The sequence below is a fragment of the Nocardia sp. A7 genome, assembly GCF_046549215.1.
Taxonomy (GTDB): domain Bacteria; phylum Actinomycetota; class Actinomycetes; order Mycobacteriales; family Mycobacteriaceae; genus Nocardia.
This window is the reverse complement of record NZ_JAJPWE010000002.1, coordinates 650,804-671,266: the sequence shown is the minus strand read 5'-3', so window position 1 is coordinate 671,266 and position 20,463 is coordinate 650,804. Positions and strand designations below refer to the sequence as shown.

At 68.0% G+C, this 20,463-nt stretch carries 23 protein-coding genes; 12 read left to right on the top strand and 11 right to left on the bottom strand.

From position 1 onward, the window contains the following. Window positions 1–3 precede the first annotated feature (3 nt). A complete protein-coding gene (locus ACLJPD_RS14485) occupies window positions 4–852 on the bottom strand; it encodes an SDR family NAD(P)-dependent oxidoreductase (RefSeq protein WP_410872599.1) in 849 nt (282 codons plus the stop codon). A gap of 117 nt (window positions 853–969) precedes the next feature. Here ACLJPD_RS14485 and ACLJPD_RS14480 point away from each other — a divergent pair, with 117 nt between their 5' ends. Next, window positions 970–1,581: a TetR/AcrR family transcriptional regulator gene (locus tag ACLJPD_RS14480; protein WP_410872598.1), complete on the top strand. Its 612-nt coding sequence runs from the start codon at window positions 970–972 to the stop codon at window positions 1,579–1,581. A 53-nt stretch (window positions 1,582–1,634) separates the two neighbouring features. On the opposite strand, the gene ACLJPD_RS14475 is transcribed toward ACLJPD_RS14480, so the two are convergent. Further along, window positions 1,635–2,681 carry a fused (3R)-hydroxyacyl-ACP dehydratase subunits HadA/HadB gene (locus tag ACLJPD_RS14475; RefSeq protein WP_410872597.1) on the bottom strand — a complete coding sequence of 349 codons (1,047 nt, stop codon included), beginning with the start codon at window positions 2,679–2,681 and terminating at the stop codon, window positions 1,635–1,637. Window positions 2,682–3,139: 458 nt separating this feature from the next. On the opposite strand from ACLJPD_RS14475, the gene ACLJPD_RS14470 reads away from it, so the two are divergent. Together ACLJPD_RS14470 and katG are read left to right on the top strand one after the other, a co-directional pair. Continuing rightward, the gene (locus ACLJPD_RS14470; protein WP_410873413.1) at window positions 3,140–3,547 is read left to right on the top strand and encodes a Fur family transcriptional regulator; all 408 of its coding nucleotides are present in this window, start codon (window positions 3,140–3,142) and stop codon (window positions 3,545–3,547) included. 11 nt (window positions 3,548–3,558) lie between these two features. Beyond that, window positions 3,559–5,784 carry a catalase/peroxidase HPI gene (gene katG, locus ACLJPD_RS14465; protein ID WP_410873412.1) on the top strand — a complete coding sequence of 742 codons (2,226 nt, stop codon included), beginning with the start codon at window positions 3,559–3,561 and terminating at the stop codon, window positions 5,782–5,784. 56 nt (window positions 5,785–5,840) lie between these two features. On the opposite strand, the gene ACLJPD_RS14460 is transcribed toward katG, so the two are convergent. After that, window positions 5,841–6,296, bottom strand: a complete 456-nt coding sequence (locus tag ACLJPD_RS14460; protein ID WP_410872596.1) for an SRPBCC family protein — start codon at window positions 6,294–6,296, stop codon at window positions 5,841–5,843. Window positions 6,297–6,441: 145 nt separating this feature from the next. On the opposite strand from ACLJPD_RS14460, the gene ACLJPD_RS14455 reads away from it, so the two are divergent. From ACLJPD_RS14455 to ACLJPD_RS14445, 3 genes are all read left to right on the top strand, one after another. Then, on the top strand, window positions 6,442–7,158 hold the full coding sequence (locus ACLJPD_RS14455; protein WP_410872595.1) for a metal-dependent hydrolase: 717 nt from the start codon (window positions 6,442–6,444) through the stop codon (window positions 7,156–7,158). 240 nt (window positions 7,159–7,398) lie between these two features. After that, window positions 7,399–8,655: a lipase family alpha/beta hydrolase gene (locus ACLJPD_RS14450; protein WP_410872594.1), complete on the top strand. Its 1,257-nt coding sequence runs from the start codon at window positions 7,399–7,401 to the stop codon at window positions 8,653–8,655. Beyond that, window positions 8,652–9,452: a HugZ family protein gene (locus ACLJPD_RS14445; RefSeq protein WP_410872593.1), complete on the top strand. Its 801-nt coding sequence runs from the start codon at window positions 8,652–8,654 to the stop codon at window positions 9,450–9,452. Before ACLJPD_RS14450 ends, ACLJPD_RS14445 begins: the two co-directional genes overlap by 4 nt. Here ACLJPD_RS14445 and ACLJPD_RS14440 read toward each other — a convergent pair whose 3' ends face one another. The 3 genes from ACLJPD_RS14440 to ACLJPD_RS14430 all read right to left on the bottom strand — a co-directional run bounded on the left by ACLJPD_RS14440 (window position 9,453) and on the right by ACLJPD_RS14430 (window position 10,860). Next, window positions 9,453–9,854, bottom strand: coding sequence for a VOC family protein (locus tag ACLJPD_RS14440; protein WP_410872591.1), 402 nt, complete (start codon window positions 9,852–9,854; stop codon window positions 9,453–9,455). After that, the gene (locus ACLJPD_RS14435) at window positions 9,845–10,195 is read right to left on the bottom strand and encodes a hypothetical protein (protein ID WP_410872590.1); all 351 of its coding nucleotides are present in this window, start codon (window positions 10,193–10,195) and stop codon (window positions 9,845–9,847) included. Before ACLJPD_RS14435 ends, ACLJPD_RS14440 begins: the two co-directional genes overlap by 10 nt. Window positions 10,196–10,275: 80 nt before the next feature. Beyond that, window positions 10,276–10,860 (bottom strand): HdeD family acid-resistance protein, encoded by a 585-nt coding sequence (locus ACLJPD_RS14430; protein ID WP_410872588.1) that lies wholly within the window; start codon window positions 10,858–10,860, stop codon window positions 10,276–10,278. 162 nt (window positions 10,861–11,022) lie between these two features. On the opposite strand from ACLJPD_RS14430, the gene ACLJPD_RS14425 reads away from it, so the two are divergent. After that, a complete protein-coding gene (locus ACLJPD_RS14425; RefSeq protein ID WP_410872587.1) occupies window positions 11,023–11,997 on the top strand; it encodes a glycosyltransferase family 9 protein in 975 nt (324 codons plus the stop codon). Here the strand turns inward: ACLJPD_RS14425 and ACLJPD_RS14420 are convergent. Beyond that, on the bottom strand, window positions 11,979–12,317 hold the full coding sequence (locus ACLJPD_RS14420) for an ArsR/SmtB family transcription factor (protein WP_410872586.1): 339 nt from the start codon (window positions 12,315–12,317) through the stop codon (window positions 11,979–11,981). The genes ACLJPD_RS14425 and ACLJPD_RS14420 overlap by 19 nt on opposite strands. Window positions 12,318–12,500: 183 nt before the next feature. Here ACLJPD_RS14420 and ACLJPD_RS14415 point away from each other — a divergent pair, with 183 nt between their 5' ends. Beyond that, window positions 12,501–13,271, top strand: a complete 771-nt coding sequence (locus ACLJPD_RS14415) for a M23 family metallopeptidase (RefSeq protein WP_410872585.1) — start codon at window positions 12,501–12,503, stop codon at window positions 13,269–13,271. A 3-nt stretch (window positions 13,272–13,274) separates the two neighbouring features. On the opposite strand, the gene ACLJPD_RS14410 is transcribed toward ACLJPD_RS14415, so the two are convergent. Then, window positions 13,275–14,177: a LysR family transcriptional regulator gene (locus ACLJPD_RS14410; RefSeq protein WP_410872584.1), complete on the bottom strand. Its 903-nt coding sequence runs from the start codon at window positions 14,175–14,177 to the stop codon at window positions 13,275–13,277. Window positions 14,178–14,268: 91 nt separating this feature from the next. Here ACLJPD_RS14410 and mqo point away from each other — a divergent pair, with 91 nt between their 5' ends. After that, window positions 14,269–15,711 carry a malate dehydrogenase (quinone) gene (mqo, locus tag ACLJPD_RS14405; protein WP_410872583.1) on the top strand — a complete coding sequence of 481 codons (1,443 nt, stop codon included), beginning with the start codon at window positions 14,269–14,271 and terminating at the stop codon, window positions 15,709–15,711. Window positions 15,712–15,735: 24 nt separating this feature from the next. Here the strand turns inward: mqo and ACLJPD_RS14400 are convergent, their stop codons facing one another. Continuing rightward, window positions 15,736–16,338, bottom strand: coding sequence for a TetR/AcrR family transcriptional regulator (locus tag ACLJPD_RS14400; RefSeq protein ID WP_410872582.1), 603 nt, complete (start codon window positions 16,336–16,338; stop codon window positions 15,736–15,738). A gap of 110 nt (window positions 16,339–16,448) precedes the next feature. On the opposite strand from ACLJPD_RS14400, the gene ACLJPD_RS14395 reads away from it, so the two are divergent. Together ACLJPD_RS14395 and ACLJPD_RS14390 are read left to right on the top strand one after the other, a co-directional pair. Further along, window positions 16,449–17,300 carry an SDR family oxidoreductase gene (locus ACLJPD_RS14395; protein ID WP_410872581.1) on the top strand — a complete coding sequence of 284 codons (852 nt, stop codon included), beginning with the start codon at window positions 16,449–16,451 and terminating at the stop codon, window positions 17,298–17,300. Between the two features lie 104 nt (window positions 17,301–17,404). Then, window positions 17,405–18,415, top strand: coding sequence for a hypothetical protein (locus tag ACLJPD_RS14390; protein WP_410872580.1), 1,011 nt, complete (start codon window positions 17,405–17,407; stop codon window positions 18,413–18,415). 79 nt (window positions 18,416–18,494) lie between these two features. Here ACLJPD_RS14390 and ACLJPD_RS14385 read toward each other — a convergent pair whose 3' ends face one another. Beyond that, window positions 18,495–18,821, bottom strand: coding sequence for a hypothetical protein (locus ACLJPD_RS14385; RefSeq protein WP_056809772.1), 327 nt, complete (start codon window positions 18,819–18,821; stop codon window positions 18,495–18,497). 303 nt (window positions 18,822–19,124) lie between these two features. On the opposite strand from ACLJPD_RS14385, the gene ACLJPD_RS14380 reads away from it, so the two are divergent. After that, window positions 19,125–19,460 carry an RNA polymerase-binding protein RbpA gene (locus ACLJPD_RS14380; RefSeq protein ID WP_067453486.1) on the top strand — a complete coding sequence of 112 codons (336 nt, stop codon included), beginning with the start codon at window positions 19,125–19,127 and terminating at the stop codon, window positions 19,458–19,460. Between the two features lie 172 nt (window positions 19,461–19,632). Here ACLJPD_RS14380 and ACLJPD_RS14375 read toward each other — a convergent pair whose 3' ends face one another. Further along, complete coding sequence (locus ACLJPD_RS14375) at window positions 19,633–20,433, bottom strand: ABC transporter permease (RefSeq protein ID WP_410873411.1); 801 nt, start codon at window positions 20,431–20,433, stop codon at window positions 19,633–19,635. Between the last annotated feature and the right edge of the window lie 30 nt (window positions 20,434–20,463).

The window sequence follows — 20,463 nt, the reverse complement described above, 5'->3', positions numbered from 1 at the left end:
CGACTACGCCGAGCCCGGCGCGGGGACTGCCCGTTCCGCGGCTCGGCTGGTCTGCTCCCAGGCCGACCAGGTGGCCATCTTGGCGCGCGCGAGGTCGAAGGCCAAGTCGTACACCATGTTTCCGAGCAGCAGGCGCAGCGGCGGTTCCTCGGCGCCGACGAGGGTGAGCAGCGCCTCGGCGGCCAGCGCGGGTTCACTGTCGATCGACCCCTCGGCCCATTGCGCCTCGAGCTGGGCGCGCAACGGGGCGTAGGCCTCGATCGGGGTGGTGTTCCGCATCGCCGCGTACAGGTCGGTCCAGTAGCCGCCCGGTTGCAGAATGCTCACGCGCACACCGAATTGCGCGGCTTCCATCGCCATGGCCTCGCTCATGCCCTCCAGCGCGAACTTGCTCGCGGCATACATCCCCGACAGCGGGAATCCGGCGAGTCCGCCGATGCTGGAGACCTGCACGAGGTGTCCGGACCGCTGGGCACGCAGGTGCGCGAGCGCGGCCTGGCTCACCCACAGCGCGCCGAAGAAGTTGACCTCCATCTGGGCGCGCGCCTGCGCTTCGGTGAATTCCTCGATCATGCCCATCGACAGGGTGCCCGCGTTGTTGACCACGATGTCGAGGCGGCCGAAGTGCGCGACGGCGGCATCGACCGCCTCGTGCACCGCGGCGCGATCGGTGACGTCGAGAGTCAGCGGCAGCACTTTGTCCGGGTGTGCGGCAGCCAGCTCGTCGAGTGCGGATCGGGTGCGGGCCGCGACGGCGACCCGGTCCCCCGCCGCCAGTGCGGCTTTGGCGAAGGCGCGGCCCAGACCGCGGCTCGCTCCGGTGATGAACCAGACCCGGGGTGCGGTGGTCATGATATTCCTCCTCAGCTAGACAAGACGTTGCGTCTCGCCTGATGCTTCGAGAATGCCACCGATTCCTTACGTCGTCAAGACGCAACGTCTCGTCTCTTTGATTGCTAGGATGACGTCATGAGTCAGGTGAAACCCACGCCCCGGCCGTCGGCGGACGCCACCCGGCGTAACGAAGGATCCCGACGCGCGATCCTGTCCGCCGCCTTCGAGCTGGCAGGCGAGATCGGCTACGACAAGCTGACCATCGAGGCGATCGCCGCCAGGGCAGGCGTCGGCAAGCAGACGATCTACCGCTGGTGGCCGTCCAAGGGCGCCGTCCTGCTCGACGCCTTCCTGATGCTCAGCGAGGCCGGCGACGAGGGGCCGGGCCTGCCCGACACCGGCGATCTGGAAGCCGACCTGAAACTCGTCCTCCGTGCCACGGTCGACGAGCTCGCCGACCCGCGCTTCGATCTGCCGCTACGCGGCCTGACCAGCGCGATCATGCACGACACCGCGCTGGCCGCCACCTACGTCGAACGCCTCCAGGGGCCGGTCGACGACCTGAAACGTCGCAGGCTCACAGCCGCCAAGGCCGCAGGCCAGATCGCCGACGACATCGACCTCGACGTCGCGATCGCGATGATCTGGGGTCCACTGATGGACCGCTGGCTGCTGCGGAGCGGGACGCTCACCACCGAGTTCGCCGACCGCGTGGTCGAGACCGCGTTGCGCGGCCTGCGCGGCTGACCTCAGCCCTTGGTCGTCGCGGTGAATCCGAACAGGTTCACCGCGACCAGGAGTCAGCGAAAGCGCAGGTTCGCGGTGGCGAGACCGTAGATCTTGCGACCGCCGGACTTGGCGACGATGGCGATCATGGCGGTACGGGCGGCCGGGTCGAGCGACTTCACGCGGCCGGTGTATTCGACCTGGCCACCTTCCCTGGCGACCACGGTGTAGTTCGACAGCCGAACGCCGTAGCGGGTGACAGCGCCGGGGTCGCCGGACCAGGCGGAGAGGAAGCCCGCGCCCAGGCCCATCGTCAGCATGCCGTGGGCGATGATGTCGGGCAGGCCGGCCAGCTCGGCGATCTTCTCGTCCCAGTGGATGGGGTTGTTGTCGCCGGAGACGCCCGCGTAGTTGACGAGGTCACCGCGCGAGATGCGAGCGTCGCGGAGCGGGATCTCGTCGCCGACGGAGAGCTCGTCGAACGACAGCTCGGTGTTCGGCACGCGCGCGGCGCCCTCGACCGACAGGCGCACCTCACCCTCGGGTCGCAACGTGGTCTCCACGACGGAGTCCCGGTCCGCGCTGTACACCTTCACCCCGTGCAGCATGACGTTCTCCACCGCGCGGGTGATCTCGGGGTCGATGTCGTCCTCGCCGCTGACGCCGAGCACGGTGGTGTGCATGATGTGCACGGTCTCGCCGAGTTCGTCGACGAAGGTGTTGGTGACGGTGATCAGGTCCTTGCCCGCGATCGTGCGCACCGACGACAGCTCCACGTCGACGACGAGGCGGTCACCGGCCACGATCGGCTTGTGCTGTTCGAAGACCTGCTCGGTCTGCACGAACATGTCGTAGCCGACGACCACGGTTTCGAAGAGCAGTCTGTTCGCCGCCATAGCTGGGATGGAGACGAAGGTCAGCGGCGCGACCAGACCCGAGTAGCCGAGCGCGGCGGCGGCCTCGTCCTCCCAGTGCGCGGGGTGGAAGTCCTGGACCGCGCGCGCGTATTCGCGGATCTTCTCGCGGCCGACCTCGTAGACACCCTCTACCCGGTAGTAGTGCCCTACCTTCGACGCGACATCAGGGCCATCGACGGGCGGGGCATCGACTACGGAAGTCACTATGTATCACCTTCGTTCGGGGAACGGACACCCGGCAGGCTAGTCGACGCGCAGGCGGACCGGGCATTCCTTGGCACACTTCACAGTTCTGAGCCCGGTCGCCGCGGTCATAAAGAGGGTACGTCGCTGGTGCTGGCGTTGCCACCGATCGAGGGCTGCAGCGTGATCGTCCAGCCCGCACCGACCAGCCCGTCCTGCTGGACCACGGCGCCGTTCTCGCCTCGGCGGTTCTGGACCGGCGCGGCGGAGGTGGTCGTGGTGGTGGTCTTCGCCGTGCTGCTCGTCGGCGCGGCCTCGACCCCCGTACTCGTGGACCGGACTCCCCGAGCCGGTCTTCCTCGCCAGCTATCGCGTGATTCGCCAGCGATGTCATGTCGAGAATTTCGCGAAGACCCTTGCCAAGCTATCTGGAATAAGTCATAATCTGGAATGTGTCCAAACAACCGGACTTCGAGCAGATGCTACGTGCCGCCTCACTGCGCGTCACCGCGCCGCGCCTTGCGGTGCTCACCGCAGTGCACCAGCATCCGCATGCCGACACGGACACCATCCTGAGCCGAGTCAGAGCCACCCTCGGGGCCGTCAGCCAGCAGGCCGTCTACGACGTACTGCGGGCCCTCACCAGCGCCGGCCTGCTCCGGCGAATCCAGCCGATGGGCACCGTCGCGCGTTATGAGACCCGCGTCGGTGACAACCATCATCACCTGGTGTGCCGGTCCTGTGGGGTGATCGTCGATGTCGAGTGCGCAGTCGGCGACGCACCCTGTCTGACTCCCCACGACAACCGCGGTTTCGTCGTCGACGAGGCCGAGGTCATCTACTGGGGCCGCTGCCCCGACTGCACGACATCACGTTCACTCTCTTGAAGGGATCCACCTTGCCCGAGGAACACCCACCCATCGCCGAAGCCCAAACGGAACCCGGTGACAGTGGTTGCCCCGTCATGCACCGTCCGTTCGCCGCCACCGCCGCGCGTGGTGCCAACAGCGAATGGTGGCCGAACCAGCTCAATCTCACACTGCTGCAGAAGAATCCGCCCGCGGTCAACCCGATGGGCTCGGACTTCGACTACGCGGCCGAGTTCGCCACTCTCGACCTGGCAGCGGTGAAGGCCGACATCGAGCAGGTCATGACGACCTCGCAGTCCTGGTGGCCTGCCGACTTCGGCCACTACGGCCCGTTCTTCATCCGGATGGCCTGGCACTCCGCGGGCACCTACCGCGTCGGCGACGGCCGCGGCGGCGCGGGCGCCGGCCTGCAGCGCTTCGCCCCGCTCAACAGCTGGCCCGACAACGCCAGCCTCGACAAGGCGCGCCGCCTGCTCTGGCCGGTGAAGAAGAAGTACGGCCGCAAACTGTCGTGGGCCGACCTCATCGTCTACACCGGCAATGTCGCGCTCGAATCGATGGGCTTGCCCACCTTCGGTTTCGGTGGCGGCCGCGTCGACGCGTGGGAGCCGGAGGAAGACGTCTTCTGGGGTCCCGAGCGCACCTGGCTCGGCGACGAACGCTACACCGGTGACCGCAACCTCGAGCGTCCGCTGTCAGCGGTCCAGATGGGCTTGATCTACGTCAATCCCGAAGGCCCCAACGGCAATCCGGATCCGATCGCCGCCGCCGTCGACATCCGCGAGACCTTCGCGCGGATGGCGATGAACGACGAGGAGACCGCCGCGCTCATCGCGGGCGGCCACACCTTCGGCAAGACCCACGGTGCGGGCCCCGCCGACCATGTCGGCCCCGAACCCGAGGCCGCCCCGCTGGAACTGCAGGGTCTGGGCTGGAAGAGCGGCTTCGGCACCGGTGTCGGCGAGGACGCGATCACCAGCGGCCTGGAAGGCATCTGGAACAGCACGCCCATCACCTGGGACAACAACTTCCTCGAAACCCTCTACGGGTTCGAGTGGGAGCTCACCAAGAGCCCGGCGGGCGCGCACCAGTGGATCCCGAAGGACGGCGCGGGCGCCGACACCGTGCCCGACCCGTTCATCCCGGGCAAGAAGCGCACACCGGTCATGCTGACCACCGACCTGTCGCTGCGGTTCGACCCCGTCTACGGGCCGATCACCCGCCGCTGGCTGGAGAACCCGGCCGAGTTCGCCGACGCCTTCGCCCGCGCCTGGTACAAGCTCACCCACCGCGATATGGGACCGATCGTCCGCTACCTCGGCCCGCTGGTCCCGTCCGAGGAACTGCTGTGGCAGGACCCGGTTCCCGCCCAGAACGGGCCGGTCATCGGGGAAGGCGAGATCGCCGCGCTCAAGGGCCAGATCCAGGCCTCGGGTCTGACCATCGCCCAGCTGGTGTCGACGACGTGGGCGGCGGCCTCCTCGTTCCGCGGCAGCGACAAGCGCGGCGGTGCCAACGGTGGCCGGATCCGGCTGCAGCCGCAGGCAGGCTGGGCGGTCAACCAGCCCGACGAACTCGCCCAGGTGGTGCGGGTCTACGAGGGTATCCAGGACACGTTCAACGCCACGGGCGGTACGCAGGTGTCGTTCGCCGATCTGGTCGTCCTCGGCGGCGCGGTCGGTGTCGAACAGGCAGCCCAGGCCGCCGGTTTCCCGGTGACGGTGCCGTTCACGCCGGGCCGCACCGACGCGACCCAGGAGCAGACCGACATCGAGTCGTTCGACGCACTCGAGCCCGAGGCCGACGGATTCCGCAACTATGTGTCCAAGGACGCGCAGCTGCCCGCGGAGTTCCTGCTCATCGACAAGGCGAACCTGCTCACCCTCAGTGCACCGGAGATGACTGTGCTGATCGGTGGTCTGCGGGTGCTCGGCGCGAACCACCGGTCCGCGCCGCTGGGCGAATTCACCGAGACCCCGGGTGCGTTGACGAACGACTTCTTCGTCAACCTGCTCGACATGGGTACCGAGTGGACACCGTCGGCGACCGACGACGGCGTCTACGAGGGCCGCGATCGCGTCACCGGTGCCGTCACCTGGACCGGTAGCCGGGTCGACCTGGTGTTCGGCTCCAACTCGCAGCTGCGGGCCGTGGCCGAGGCCTACGCCACCGACGACGCGAAGGAGAAGTTCGTGCACGACTTCGTCGCCGCGTGGACCAAGGTGAGCAACCTGGACCGCTTCGACCTGGTCTGATCCCACGACGAAAGGCCCTGCGAATCAGCACGATTCGCAGGGCCTCTCGCTGTTGTTCAGGACTCGGCGAGCGCGGCCAGCCGGTCCACCGACGCCTGCAGCTTGTCGGCGGTCGTCGCCTTGGCCCGCACCTGACGCAGCTCGTCGTGCAGTGCCGTCCAGTCGTAGGTGTGGGTCACCCGGGTGTGGGTGTCGTCGACCGGCTCGAGCTCCCAGCGCCACAGGTGACCGGGCGGGGTCTTGTCGGGCTCGGACGGGTTCCATGCGATGCGCCGACCCTCCTCGAACTCGACGATGTGATTGTCGCGCACGGCTCCGTTGGTCAGCGTGGTGGTGAACACGTCACCGACCGCGCGGACCCGCTGATCCTCGCTCGCCTGCGCGAGATTGTCGTTGCCGTCCCAGCGCGGCTGCTGCGCGGGATCGGCGATCAGGTCGAAGATCACAGCGGGGCTCGCCGCGATGTCGCGGGAGGCGTGGACGATGCGTGGCACGTCGATGGTTTCGGTCACCAGGCGATAGAACCAGCAGCTCACCACCCCGACAACCTTTCCGCTCGAGGCAGTCGCCAAGTCCTTCAACGATCAACGCTCGCCCCGTATTCGGCGCTGTGCACGGCATATGCGCCGAGGTCGTGACTTACTCTAACGTTGCGGGGTGCTAGGACATTCACATGCGACGAGTGGGGCGCTGGCCTGGGCCGGTACGGCCGCGGCGTTACCGCTCACGGTCGCCGCTTTCCCCCTGTTCGACAGCGACACAACGCAATTCGGCATCGCCGAACTCATCATAGGTACGTTCCTCACCGCGGGAGCGGCGCTGTTGCCGGACGCCGATCATCCGAGCGGCACCATCTCCCACGTGCTCGGGCCGGTGTCGCATCACCTGTGCCGGTTGATCTCCTGGGTGTCGGGCGGGCATCGGCACGGAACGCATTCGCTGCTGTTCGTGGTCGCGGCGATCGCGGCCACCTGGGCGGGCGAGCACTATCTGGGGCGGCCGTTCACCTTGAGCCTGGTGTTCTTTCTGCTCGCACTGGCGGTGCGGTCGTTGCACCTGTGCCCACCGGGGAAGAGCGTGCGGACCTACGGGACGGTGATCGTGCTGGCGTCGGCGGGGACCTTCGCTGTCGACCACTGGATCGTCGACCGACCGGTGTGGCTCCCGATCTGTGTGGGACTGGGGTGTCTGGCGCACCTGCTCGGCGACTGCCTGACAGATCGAGGGTGTCGACTGCTGTGGCCGTTCCCGTTGCGCACGCGGGTTCCGCTGATCGAGCGAACCGGAAACCGGGTCGAAACCTGGGTCATCTCACCACTTTTCGTGCTCGGCACGATGGGCGCGCTCTGGTACGCGATCACGCATCAGCCGTGATCGTCACCGACGGCGGCCTCACACACCGCCGTCGGCGAACCCGGCCGACGCCCCCCTGCCAGGTCGGCGTAGCCGACCCTTCGCGCATTTCACCATCTGCACCCACATGTTTTAATGCGCATATCTCTGTATCTGGATGGATTTTGGTGCGCAACAGCACGGAAGGTCAGGAATCGTCGCTGGTCACAGAACCCACCCCTTCCTATGTGCAATTCAGTGCACAGTTGTACTCTCAACCTTGTGACAGAGCAGCTCCCCCAATCCCAGGCTGAAGTACAGGCGCTCACGCGGCTGGCCGGTGACGAGTTCATCGGCGCGGTCGAGGGAGTCGCAGCGATGCACCGCGCCATCTCCGACCGGGTGTTCGCGGCGGTTCGGCTGGGCGTCGGACCCGCCGCGGCTCCGGCGAAGCTCGTGCACGACGCCATCACCGACAGCGTGTACGCGGCCGTCAGCGGCACCGGCTTCGTCGTCGGCGAAATGGCGAGCGCGGTCCAACTGTCCGGCGTCACCGCACCGTCGCGGACCGTGTGGGGCGCGGGCATACTGGCCGCGATCCAGGGGCTGATCGGTGACACGCTCGCGGACGAGGCCCCGATCCTCTCCTCCCCCATGACCTTTCGCGTCGACGGCACCCCAGTCCCGCCCGAGGAGTTCGCCGCCTATGTCCCGGTGCCGACCACCCGGCTGGTCGTGCTCCTGCACGGACTCGTGGAGACCGAACACGCCTGGCGCCTCGGCGGGCGCCCCACCTACGGTGAGCGCCTGGAAGACGACCTCGGCTACACCCCCGTCTTCGTCCGCTTCAATTCCGGCCTGCACATCTCCGAGAATGCCGCCCAGCTCAGCGCCCTGCTCACCCGCCTGGTCGACAGCTGGCCGATGCCCGTCCACGAGATCTGCCTGATCGGGCACTCGATGGGCGGGCTGGTCATGCGCAGCGCCTGCCATCAGGCCGAACAGGCAGGCGAGACGTGGGTGCGGTCGGTGCGGCAGGTGGTGTGCCTGGGTTCGCCCCACCTCGGCGCCCCACTCGAACAGTTCGTGCACTACGCGTCCGCCGCGCTCGACCTGCTGCCCGAGACCAGACCCTTGAGCACACTGCTGCGCAGACGCAGCGCGGGCATCCGGGATCTGCGGCAGGGCTCACTGGTCGACGACGATTGGCGTGACCTCGACGTGAACACCCTGCGCGCGCGAGCGGTGAAGGAAGTACCGCTGCTGCCCGGGGTCGACCACTACTTCGTCACCACGACCATCACCCACAGCCCGAAGCATCCGCTCGGCGTGATCATCGGCGACGGCATGGTGCTCTCGGGCAGCGGATCGGGGCGCGGGCGGACCAAACGCCTCGACTTCGACGCGGTGAACAGCCTGCACATCCCCGCGGCGAACCATTTCAGCCTGCTCAATCACGACGCTGTCTACGATGCGCTGCACAGCTGGTTGTCGAGCACGCCACGCCGCCAGCGTCAGGTGGATACGCTGTCGCCATGACTCTCGACCACGGCGACCCGGGCGACGCACCTGCCATTCCGCTGCCGACCGCCCCCCTGGCCAACGAGGCCCGCCCCTCGCCGGCCGAAGAAGCCAGAACGATCGCGGCGGGCACCAATACCGGTACCCTCGCCAGCCTCACCGCCGACGGCGCACCGTGGGCATCGTTCATCACCTATGGACTGCTCGACGGCGCTCCGGTGCTGAGCGTGTCGCGCCTGGCCGAACACGGCCGCAACCTGGCCGCCGATCCGCGCGCCAGCATCGCGATCGTCACGCCCGACATCCCGGCCGATCCCCTCGCCGGCACGCGGATCACCCTCGCCGGACACGTGGAGCGCCCCACCGGCGCCGAGGCCGAGGCGGCCCGCGCGGCCCACCTGACGGCCATCCCGGCGGCGAAGTACTACATCGACTACAGCGATTTCACGCTCTGGGTGCTGCGGATCGAACGGGTGCGCTGGGTCGGTGGTTACGGCCGGATGGATTCGGCCTCGGCCGCGGAGTACCTCGCCGCCCAGCCGGATCCGATCGTCACGCACGCCGCACCCGGTATCGCGCACCTCAACGCCGACCACGCCGAAGCACTGCTGGCGATGGCCCAGCAGCTCGGTGGCTTCCCCGACGCCATCGCCGCCACCTGCGAGCGCGCCGATCGCTACGGCCTCGACCTGCGGGTGGAATCACCACGCGGAGTGGCCCGCACCCGTGTCGGCTACGCCGCACCGCTGTCGGACATCAGCGAATTGCGCGCGGCGACAGTCGAACTCACGCGTCGGGCCCGCGCGACACACTGATCAGGCCTGGTACAGCTCGAGCGGCAGGTCGTCCGGATCGAAGAAGAAGGCCATCTGCTTGCCGGTGTGCTCATCGGTGCGCAGTTCCTCGGTCCGGACGCCCCGCGCCCGCAGTTCCGCGAGGGCAGCGGGCACATCCGCGACGGCCAAGGCCAGATGCCGCAAGCCCGCCGCCTCCGGCCTGCTCGGGCGTGTGGGCGGGTCGGGGAACGAGAACAGTTCGATACGAACGCCGCCGGCCAACTCGATGTCGAGTTTCCACGAATCGCGATCGGCGCGATAGTTCTCGTCGAGGACGGTGCCGCCGAGGGTTTCGGTGTAGAAACGTTTCGAGCGCGCGTAGTCGGTGGCGATGATCGCGACGTGATGGATGCCGAGAAATCGCACGCCGGTCAGGTCCACAGGACAGCGACGAGCACGTTCACGATCGCGAGCCCACCCGCCGCGTCGGTCATCCAGTCGATCTGCTTGCCCCGCTTGGCATCGCCCCTGCCCATTTCGGCGAACGCGGCCACCGCGACCGAGATAGCCAGCTTCACTGCCAGTTTCGTCGTATCCGGCTCCTTGTCGAGCGAATCGACACCCGAAGCCAGCCCGGCCAGGATCACCCCGGTGATCAGCTGCGCGCGAGCGCCCCACACCATCAGCTCCGACACCACCGGACGCGACGCGACATACCCACCGACCACCGCGGCCATGCCGAGCAGGTGGGTGACAACCACCAGGTTGTAAACGAATTCCATGGGTTCCAAGCGTAGTTCAGACGAAAGCGGCCGGTGCCCGAAGGCACCGGCCGGTTCAGACGAACTTTCCGTGGAGAGAGTCAGCCCAGCTGTTCGTCCAGCAGGTGCGCGTCCTTCCGGATGCCGAACGCGGTGATCACTTCCATGACGCCGATGACGATCAGGAAGATGCCGACGACCCAGACCAGCGTGGCGATGGAACTGATCGGCCACACGATCAGGACGACACCGGCCAGCGCGCTGATGGCCCCGTAGAAGATCTGCCAGCCCCGGCCGGGCACGCTCGGCTCCGCGATCGCGGAGAACAGCACCGCGACGCCGCGGAACAGCCAGCTGATGCCGATCCACAACCCCAGCAACACAATCGAGGCGAGGTCGTCGCGGAAGCAGAACACACCGATGATCAGCGACAGCACGCCACTGATGAACGACAGCACCCGGAAGCTGGTGCTCGGCAGATGGGTGAAGGCGGCGATCAGCTGGAAGATGCCGCTGACAACCATGTAGATACCGAACAGGATGCCCGCCACGAGAAGTGATGGACCGGGCCACACGAGCACGATGATGCCGAGGACCACCGCTAGCAGGCCGGTGACCAGAACTGTTTGCCAGGTTTTCTTGGCAAGAGCCGTAAAGGGGCTCCCTACCACGGTAGTTGTCGTCATGACGAGATGTTATGCCCGCTCGCTCCGGTTTTCTGGACATTAGCTGGAGCGGGCATCGTGTCGCGATCGTGGACGGCGCGATAGCCGGACACGAGTGCCGCCCGTCACATCGTTTCCCTCGCGAAAAGTTTGGTCCGCGACCGTCTCGGGTAGATGAAGAAGGTGTCGGTTGTACTCGTGCTGCAAGCTCGGGGCCTCGGTGAGCTTCTCGCCGCGGTCCCGGCTCTGCGTGCCCTGCGCCGGGCCGAACCGCAGAGCCGGATCGTCCTGGCGGCGCCACATCGGCTGGAGCAGATCGTCGACCTGATCTCCTCGGTCGACGAACTCGTCGCCACCGCCGATCCGGCCGCCCTGATCTGGGATGGTCCCGCGCCGGAGTTGGCGGTGAACCTGCACGGCCCCGACGGCGACAGCGCACGGGCGCTGGCCGATACCGGCGCAACCCGGATCATCGGCCACCGCACCCCCGCCCTGCCCAAACTCGCCGGTCCACGCTGGGATCCCGACGCGCACGTGGTCGACCGGTGGTGCCGACTCCTCGAGAGTGAGGGCATCGACGCCGATCGGCGCAACCTCGGGTTGGTGCCGCCGGTGACCTCGATCAGCCGCCGCGATTGCGTCGTCGTCCATATCGGTGCGGGTGCTCCCGCGCGCCGGTGGCCGCCGGAGCGGTTCGCCGCGGTGGTGCGGCACCTGCTGGTGCTCGGCCGCGACGTGGTGCTCACCGGCGACCCGTTCGAGCACGAGATCGCCAGCCAGGTGGCCGTGCAGGCGGGTCTGCCCGACGACCGGGTCCTCGCCGGCCGACAGAACCTCACCGATCTCGCGGCTACGGTCGCCGAGGCCGCGCTCGTGATCAGCGGCGATACCGGTGTCGCGCATCTGGCGACGGCGTTCGGCACCCGCACGGTCCTGCTGTTCGGGCCGACGCCACCGCGCCGGGGCGGCCCGCCTGCCCACCTGATCGGCAGGCACGCGGTGTTGTGGGCCGGGGCCGTCGGCGATCCGGACGGCCTGTCGACCGATCCTGGCCTGCTGCGGATCGGGGTACCCGAGGTGATCTCGGCGGTCGACATGCAGCTGGACAAGCAGGCGTGGGCCGAGTCCGGCAGGTCGCGCTATCGCCGGGTGGGCTGAGCCGGATCGGCGTCGACCGCCTCCCGGAGGGCGGCGGCGTGGGCGGCCAGTGCGCTGGGCCAGTACTTGTCGAGATAGTCGCGGGCGTCGTTGAGGCCACGGGGGTCCAGCGAGTAGAGGTGCCTGTTCCCGGCGCGGCGCATCCGCACGAGGTGGGCTTCCCGCAGGGCTCGCAGGTGCTGCGAAGCGGCTGAGCTGGTGATTCCGGTAGCGGCGGCGAGGTCGGCCACCGAGCGGGGACCCTGCGGCAACAACTCGAAGATCGCGCGCCGAGTGGGGTCGGACAACGCTGTGATGGCACGGACTCCGTTAGCGTCCACTGAATCAGTGTCCCCGGGATGCCGCGTTTCGGCAACGATCTTGCACGGCGGCATTTCACCCGGTGAGTACCAGGATGTCGACATTCGTTAGGGTATTGTTATAGATCAACTGGCGTTATAGCGGTTCGTGATCGCAGCCACAGGATTGGCCGCGAAGGTTACGGTTTAGCTACGTTCTTAAACATGTTCGTGACCAACCCGTTATCTGCCCGAGTCTCCGACGCCTTCGCAGGTCGTTGGGGAGGCGTGGTCGCGGGTGCGGTGGCTTTGTCCGCACTCGTTGGTACCTCCGTCGCCACTTTCAGTGAGCCCGAGAGCCCTGTCCCCACTACCACGATCGCCGCGGACTCCACCGAGGCCATCAACTCCGGCCAGTCGCCGTACCGCTTCACCGCGTACACCCCCGCCGAGGCCCAGGGCCCGCAGGGCGAGCTCCCCGCGTCCGCCCCGATCCCGTGGGAGGAGCACCGCGAAGCGGTGGCCCTGGAACTGCCGCAGCTGCCGCAGCTGCCGTTCATCGCGCCCCCGCCGCCGCCGCGCCCGCAGACCGTTCGCCCCGTCAACGGTCGGCTGACCTCCTACTACGGCGCCCGCTGGGGCACCGCGCACAACGGCATCGACTTCGGTGACCCGATCGGCGCGCCCGTCTTCGCCGTCACCGACGGTACCGTGATCGAGACCGGGCCTGCTTCCGGCTTCGGCCTGTGGGTCCGCGTCCAGCAGGATGACGGCACCATCGGCGTGTTCGGCCACGTCAACGACATTCTGGTCGCTCCCGGCCAGCACGTGAACGCCGGTGACACCATCGCCACCGTCGGTAACCGTGGCAACTCCACCGGCCCCCACCTGCACTACGAGGTGCACGTGCCGGACGGCTCCCAGTACGGCGCCCCGATCGACCCGCACCCGTGGCTCGCCGCGCGTGGCGTCGATGCCGGCGTCGCCCAGGACTGACCCCTACCCACTGATCGCCGCCCGGCGCGCGATCAGGAATTCCCGAAGCCGCGCGACCGCGAGCGTCGAGTCATGGTCTCCCGAGACCAGGCCGACCTCGCGGTCGCGTTCGCCATCGATGGGTATCACCGCCAGGTCGGGGTTCTCGACTTCGGCGGCGGGCAGGAGCGCGACGCCCTGCCCCAGCGCGACCAGCGCGCGCAAGGTTTCGAATTCGGTGATCTCGAACACCACGCGTGGCGTGAAACCTGATGCGGCACACCATGAATCGAGCAGCGTGCGCAGCTGATAGCTGGGCGGGTTCGCGATGAACGCCTCGCCCTCGAGTTCTGCGAGGTCGATGCGGGTGCGCCCGGCCATAGCGTGCGTGCGCGCCACGTGCAGGTAGATGCGTTGGCGCCCGAGATCGGTGGTCGGCAGGTCTGGTGGGGGCGGGATCATCACCGCCAGGTCGAGTCTGCCGTCGCGCACCTGTTCGGCCAGCGCCTCGCCGTGTGCCTGCACCAGGTGCAGCCGGATTCGTGGTGCGCGGGTGTGGAACTGGGCGAGCAGCGAGGGGATGCTGACCGGACCCAGCGTGAGCGGGAACCCGAAACGCACCAGCCCGCTGTCCGGATCGGCGTCGGCGCGAACCCGCCTGATGGCGTCGTCGAGGGTGCTCACCAGTCCACGCGTGTGTTCGTAGAGGTCGCGCCCCTGCGGAGTGAGGGCGACCCCGCGTCCGACCGGTTGGAACAGGGCCACTCCGAGGAGCTGCTCCAATGTCTTGATGCGGCGGCTGAGCGAGGACTGCGGCACGCCGAGTCGCTGCGCGGCGCGGGTGAAGTGCCCCGCTTCGGCGGCCGCGTCGAAGGCCGCCAGCAGCGGAGCCACTGCCTGCGCTCCCACCTCCGCTGAATCATCCATATTCGGATTATAACCTCGGCGATTCCGTGTTGGACGGATGACTGCTCCCGGCGGGACGATAGCGGTACACCAGTTCACGGGAGGTTCGACAATGAACGACACCACACCCACCCGGCCCGAATCCGGCAGTGGCGACGACATTCTCGACGCGGTACTGATCGGTGGCGGCATCATGTCGGCCACGCTCGGTGCCCTGCTGAGCACGCTCGCACCGGACTGGTCGATCGCGCTGTTCGAGCGACTCGGCGAACCGGCGGCCGAGAGCAGCCATCCCTGGAACAACGCCGGGACCGGGCACTCCGGGATGTGCGAGCTCAACTACATGCCCGACGCGAGCGACGGCGCCAAAGCCGCGGGGATCGCCGATCAGTTCGCGCTCTCGCGCCGGTTCTGGTCCGCGCTGGCGCACCGTGGCGAGCTCGAACCCGCCACCTTCCTCACTCCGACACCGCACGTCACCGCGGTGTTCGGCGAGCGCGATATCGCCTACCTGCGCCAGCGGTACGCGACGCTGCGTGAACTGCCCGCGTTCGCGGCGATGGAATTCACCACCGACCGTGCGGTGATCGCGCAGTGGGCGCCACTGCTCGTACGCGGCCGGGCCGACGGCGAGGCGATGGCGGCCACCCGGCACACCGCGGGCACCGATGTCGACTTCGGCGCGCTGACCAGGTCGTTGCTGTCGACGATGCGGGGCGCGGGCAATGCGGTCCGGATGCATCGTGAGATCACCGGGCTCACGCGCGGCAAGGACGGGCTGTGGACCGTGCGCGGACGCGATCTCGACAGTGGGCGGCGATTCGTGGTGCGGACCCGGTTCGTGTTCGTCGGCGCGGGCGGCTACGCGTTGCGGCTGTTGCAGCGGGCCGGTCTGCCCGAGGTGCGCGGGTACGGGGTGTTCCCGCTCGGTGCGCAATTCCTGCGCACCGACAACCCCGACGTCGTCGCCGAGCATCACGCCAAGGTCTACAGCCAAGCCGCCCTCGGCGCCCCACCGATGTCGGTCCCCCATCTGGATCGCCGCGAAGTCGACGGCGCGGGTGCGCTGTTGTTCGGCCCCTACGCCACTTTCAGCACCCGCCTGTTGCGCCACGGCAAACTCACCGACCTGTTCACCACCCTGCGCCCGCACAACATCGTCCCGCTCCTGGCGGTCGGCCTCCAGAATTTCGACCTGGTCCGCTACCTCATCACCGAACTCCTGGCCTCCCCCCGGCGCAAGTTCGCCCAACTCCAGCGCTTCTACCCCACCGCCGACCCCACCGACTGGACCCTGATCGACGCCGGGCAACGCGCCCAACTGGTGAAACCCGATCGCCGGCGCGGCGGCGTCCTCGAATTCGGCACCGAACTGGTCACCGGCGCCGACGGCACCATCGCCGGCCTACTCGGCGCCTCCCCCGGCGCCTCGATCGCACCGTCGATCATGCAGGACCTGCTGGACCGCTGCTTCCCCGGACGCCGCCACGAGTGGGCCCAGCTGCTCGCGGAATTGCTGCCGACCGCCGGTTCGCCGACCGAGATGTCGTCGTAAATGACTGTGGGACAGCCGAACCGTTCAGCGTGGTGCGGACAGGAGGGCGGTGATCAGGCGGTGGGTGCGGGCGGTCATCTGGGCGCCGGTCTGCTCGGGGTGGCGTAGCCACCACAGGACCAGGGAGGTCACCGCGCCCATCCAGACATCGGTCAGGGCGGAGAGATCGGTGGGGTCGGTGAGGTCGACGGCGGTGATGGCGTCGGCGACACCGCGGGCGGCTTGGGCGGCGATGCGGCGGCGGGCGGCGCGGACGGTGTCGGCGGCGGGGCCCTCATCAGGGTGGGAGCGATCGAACAGGACGGTCCAGTCGTGCGGGCGCGGTTCCAGGGCGGCGAAGATCGCGGCGAGAGTGCGTTCGGCCTTGCCGAGACCACCCGCGCCTGCGACAGCGGGCGCGATCGCGTCGAACAGGACGGTGGCCGCGCGATCGACGCAGGCGGTGTAGAGCCCATCCTTGGACTGGAAATAGGTGTAGACCAGCGGCTTGGATACGCCGGCGCGCTGGGCGACCTCGGCCAGGGACAGTCCCGCGTAACCGACGCGGCCGATCTCGGCGACCGCCGCGTCGAGAATCTGCTGTTCGCGCTCGGGGCGCGGGACGCCTTTGGTACCGGCTGTACTCACAGGTCCATCCAACCATCGACCCACTTCCCTGTTGACCAATTGACCCCTTTGTAATTTACTATTCAGTAAATTACGTGCATGTCCCCGCCGTTCGACTCGACAGGAGTCCCGTGTTCGCCAAAGTCGCACAATCGGTGCTGCTCAACCCGCCCGCGCTGCCCCGCGTCCTCGCACGATTGGTCCGTGGTGAGCGGCACGAGATCGCGGGCAAGACCGTGGTGTTGACGGGCGCCTCGTCGGGAGTCGGCAAAGCCGCGGCGCACGCGCTCGCCAGGGCAGGCGCGCGGGTGATTCTTGTTGCCAGGAACGCCGAGCCGCTGGCCGCGGTACGCGATGCGGTGCGCGCCGAAGGCGGGCAGGCCGAGCTGATCACCTGCGATCTCGCCGATGCCGAGCAGACCGACGCGCTGGTGAAAGCCCTGCTCGAGCAGTTCGGGACCGTCGACGTGCTGGTGAACAACGCGGGCCGGTCGATCCGCCGTGGTGCCGCCGACACCACCGACCGGTTTCACGATTACGAGCGAACTATGGCGCTGAACTACTTCGGGGCGACGCGGCTCACGATGGGACTGCTGCCGTCGATGCTCGACGCGGGTGCCGGGCACATCGTGAACGTCGCGACGTGGGGGGTGGCCGCCGGATCGATGCCGCTGTTCACCGCCTATCACGCGTCGAAGGCGGCGCTCGGCGCGTTCGGGCGCAGCCTCGGCGCGGAGACCAGGCGACGCGGCGTGCATGTCACCACGATCGGCTATCCACTGGTGCGCACCGAGATGATCGCGCCCACCGGCAAGTACACCGACGCGGCGGCACTGTCGGCCGAGGAAGCCGCCGACTGGATCACCACCGCGATCCGCACCCGCCCGGTCGAGCTGTACCCGACCTACACCCGCGTGCTGCAGGCACTCGCCCTCGTCTCGCCCCGTGCGGTCGATGCCGCGATCTGGCGCATGGGGATCTGAGCCAACCCCTAGAACCGGAGTAGGCCGACCCGTACCCCGGTATCGAAGTAGAACCGTTCCGCAGCGGGACGTGGTGTGGTGCAGCGGATTTCTACCTTCGATCCATGGCGACGATCGACCTCACCCACACCCTGTCCCGCATCAGGTTCCGCACTGCGGGCGATGCGACCGACCGCGCTCCCTGGCACGGCCCACTGCTGGTGAATTCGGTGCTCATGGCCGCGCTGGTCGTGGTGTCGATGGTCGGGATGGTGGTCGACGATCGGTTACTGCTCGGCGAATCCGTGTGGCTGAAGCCGGCCAAATTCGGTCTCGCCTTCGCGCTCTACGGCGTGACCCTGGCCTGGATTCTGCGGCTGCCGCATCGCGGGCGGCGGGCCACCTGGTGGCTCGGCACCGTCTTCGCGATCACCGGTGTCGTCGATGTCGGGTTCATCGCCCTGCAGGCGGCACGCGGGACCTTCAGTCATTTCAACGACTCCACCGACCCGGTCAACGAGATCGGACAGCTGGTGTTCACCTCCGGCGTGCCCGGCTTGTTCCTCGCGAATCTCGTACTGGCGGTGATCATTTCGTGGCAGAAACTGGCGGACCGGCCGACCAGGATCGCGTTGAAAGCGGGCCTGTGGCTGGCCGTGACCGGGATGGCGCTCGGCTACCTGATGGGGTTCACCGGGCCGCAACTCGTCCGCCAGTCCGACGGCACCGTCGTGGGGTTGGTCGCCGGGCACACGGTGCGGCCCGGCGATACAGCACGTGACAGTGCCGCGGGCATGCCGATCACCCACTGGAGCACCACCGGCGGCGACTTGCGGATCCCGCATTTCGTCGGCCTGCACGGTATCCAGGTGCTCCTGCTGCTCGCCGTCGCCTTGGTCGCCCTCGCGCCGCGTTACTCCTGGCTGCGGGCCGAAACCACCCGCGCGGCCCTGCTCGTGGTCGCCGCGGGCGGCTACTTCGGTCTGCTCACCCTCGTGGTCTGGCAGGCCCTGCGCGGCCAGTCACTGACCGACCCGGACCTCTCGACCGCCGGTGCCGCGGCCGCGCTGGCGGTCTGTGTCGCGGGAGGTGTGACAGCCGTGTACCTGCGCGCGAGGGAGTCGGCCGCGAACTAGCGCCACCGCCGGCCGGGCAGGCCACCGGTCCGAAACTCCCGTGCCCCATTTCCAGTGGGCCACACAGGGTTTCGTGCGTTCAGCGAAGCCGCTCAGCTTCGCGAGCCAACTGCACCAACGTCGCACTCAACTGCGCCAGTTCCGCCGGGGAGGCCCCCTCCCCCACCGCCGTCGCCACGTCCTCGGCCGCACACCGCGCCGCGAACCACCGATCGGCGAGATCGGCGGCCTCCTGCGCGGTCAGCACGACAGCATCCTCGGGAATCCCGGTCCCCTTGAGACTGCTGCGGTGTTCATAGGCACGTTGGCGGCACGACTGGCGGCAATAACGGCGACGCCGCCCCGACTCCGAATCCACGATCTCCCGCCCGCACCACAGGCAGGACAGCAGGCGACTGCGCGACATGATCGGAGACCCTATCGGCCCGCGAAACAATTCGCCGGTTCAGGTCTCGGTGAGCGGGCACCGTCGGCGACACCGACCCACCGCCACCACAGATTCGGGGGTTGCTCGGCCCACGTAGCCCTACGACTACAATGGAACAGTTCAGACCTCCCGCGCGTTGAGGTAGTACTTAGTCCTGTTTTCGGCGCGCCTCCGCCGATGGACTGACCGAAGGGTGCGACGAAGGAATGCCCGTAGGGAGGGAAGAGGCGGAGTTCAGCGCCGAAAACCGCGGCCCCGGCCGCCATATATACAGGAGCACACATGGCAGATCGCGTACTCCGGGGCAGTCGGCTCGGAGCGGTGAGCTACGAGACCGATCGCGACCACGACCTGGCCCCGCGCCGGATCGCCCGCTACCGCACCGACAACGGTGAGGAGTTCGACGTCCCGTTCGCCGACGACGCGGAGATCCCGCCCACCTGGTTGTGCCGCAACGGCCAGGAGGGTCAGCTCATGGAGGGCACCTCCGTGGAGACCAAGAAGGTCAAGCCGCCGCGCACCCACTGGGACATGCTGCTGGAACGTCGCAGCAAGGAGGAGCTCGAGGAGCTGCTCAAGGAGCGCCTCGACCTCCTGAAGACCCGCCGCCGCGGTTAGCGGTTCGAACGCACGACGCCGAAGGCCGCCTACCCGATTCGGGAAGGCGGCCTTCGGCGTTCTCGGCGCGCCTCCGCCGATGGACTGACCGAAGGGTGCGACGAAGGAGTGCCCGTAGGGAGGGAAGAGGCGGAGTTAAGCGCCGAGAACCGCGGCGCCAGCCGCCAACAACTCAGTGACTGGCGACCTTGCGGTATTGCAGAAGTGCCGCGGGCATCGCGATCGCGAGGATGACCAGCGAGCAGATGATCGCGTAGAGGATGCAGTTCTCGGCGGCCCAGCCCGTCGCGGGGACGAAGGCCGGGGGTGAGTCGTTTTCGAAGAGCTTGCGGCCCGCTGCCGAGACCGCGGTGATCGGATTCCATTCGGCGATGGCGCGCAGCGGTCCTGGCAGAGTTTCGGCGGAGATGAACGCCGAGGAGATGAACGTCAGCGGGAACAGCCAGATCAGACCCGCACTCTGTGCCACCTCCACCGTCGGGGAGATCAGGCCGGTCAGGGCGCCCACCCACGACATCGCGAACGCGAACAGCAAGATGATGGCGAAGGCGATCACGGCGTCGCCGAAGCTGCCGTGGATACGCCAGCCGACGATGTACCCGCAGATCGACATCACGCCCAGGCTCACGATATTGACGACCAGGTCCGAGAGGGTGCGCCCCATCAGCACCGCCAGCCTCGACATCGGCAGCGTTCGCATCCGGTCGATGATGCCCTTCTGCAGGTCACCGGCCAGGCCGACGGTGGTGAACGCGGCATTGAACGCCACCGTCTGGGTGAAGATGCCGGCCAGCAGGAACTCCCGGTACTGGTCACCGCCCAGTGAGGCGCCGAAGATGTAGGCGAACAGGAACACGAACATCAGCGGCTGGATGGTGGCGGTGACCAGCAGCGTCGGCACCCGCAGGATGGTCAGCAGGTTGCGGTAGGCGACGATCGCGCTGTCGCGCACGAACCGGGCGCGCGGTGCCATCTCGTCGGATGGGTCGGGCCGCGGGGTGGC

What these genes read in the sequence shown, in the direction of transcription:
- ACLJPD_RS14445 (WP_410872593.1), top strand. Translation starts at nt 8,652, where the DNA reads ATGACTCTCGACCACGGCGACCCGGGCGACGCACCTGCCATTCCGCTG.
- ACLJPD_RS14410 (WP_410872584.1), bottom strand. Translation starts at nt 14,177, where the DNA reads ATGGATGATTCAGCGGAGGTGGGAGCGCAGGCAGTGGCTCCGCTGCTG.
- ACLJPD_RS14435 (WP_410872590.1), bottom strand. Translation starts at nt 10,195, where the DNA reads ATGGAATTCGTTTACAACCTGGTGGTTGTCACCCACCTGCTCGGCATG.
- ACLJPD_RS14390 (WP_410872580.1), top strand. Translation starts at nt 17,405, where the DNA reads ATGGCGACGATCGACCTCACCCACACCCTGTCCCGCATCAGGTTCCGC.
- mqo (WP_410872583.1), top strand. Translation starts at nt 14,269, where the DNA reads ATGAACGACACCACACCCACCCGGCCCGAATCCGGCAGTGGCGACGAC.
- ACLJPD_RS14380 (WP_067453486.1), top strand. Translation starts at nt 19,125, where the DNA reads ATGGCAGATCGCGTACTCCGGGGCAGTCGGCTCGGAGCGGTGAGCTAC.
- ACLJPD_RS14415 (WP_410872585.1), top strand. Translation starts at nt 12,501, where the DNA reads ATGTTCGTGACCAACCCGTTATCTGCCCGAGTCTCCGACGCCTTCGCA.
- ACLJPD_RS14385 (WP_056809772.1), bottom strand. Translation starts at nt 18,821, where the DNA reads ATGTCGCGCAGTCGCCTGCTGTCCTGCCTGTGGTGCGGGCGGGAGATC.
- ACLJPD_RS14430 (WP_410872588.1), bottom strand. Translation starts at nt 10,860, where the DNA reads ATGACGACAACTACCGTGGTAGGGAGCCCCTTTACGGCTCTTGCCAAG.
- ACLJPD_RS14470 (WP_410873413.1), top strand. Translation starts at nt 3,140, where the DNA reads ATGCTACGTGCCGCCTCACTGCGCGTCACCGCGCCGCGCCTTGCGGTG.
- ACLJPD_RS14485 (WP_410872599.1), bottom strand. Translation starts at nt 852, where the DNA reads ATGACCACCGCACCCCGGGTCTGGTTCATCACCGGAGCGAGCCGCGGT.
- ACLJPD_RS14375 (WP_410873411.1), bottom strand. Translation starts at nt 20,433, where the DNA reads ATGGCACCGCGCGCCCGGTTCGTGCGCGACAGCGCGATCGTCGCCTAC.
- ACLJPD_RS14480 (WP_410872598.1), top strand. Translation starts at nt 970, where the DNA reads ATGAGTCAGGTGAAACCCACGCCCCGGCCGTCGGCGGACGCCACCCGG.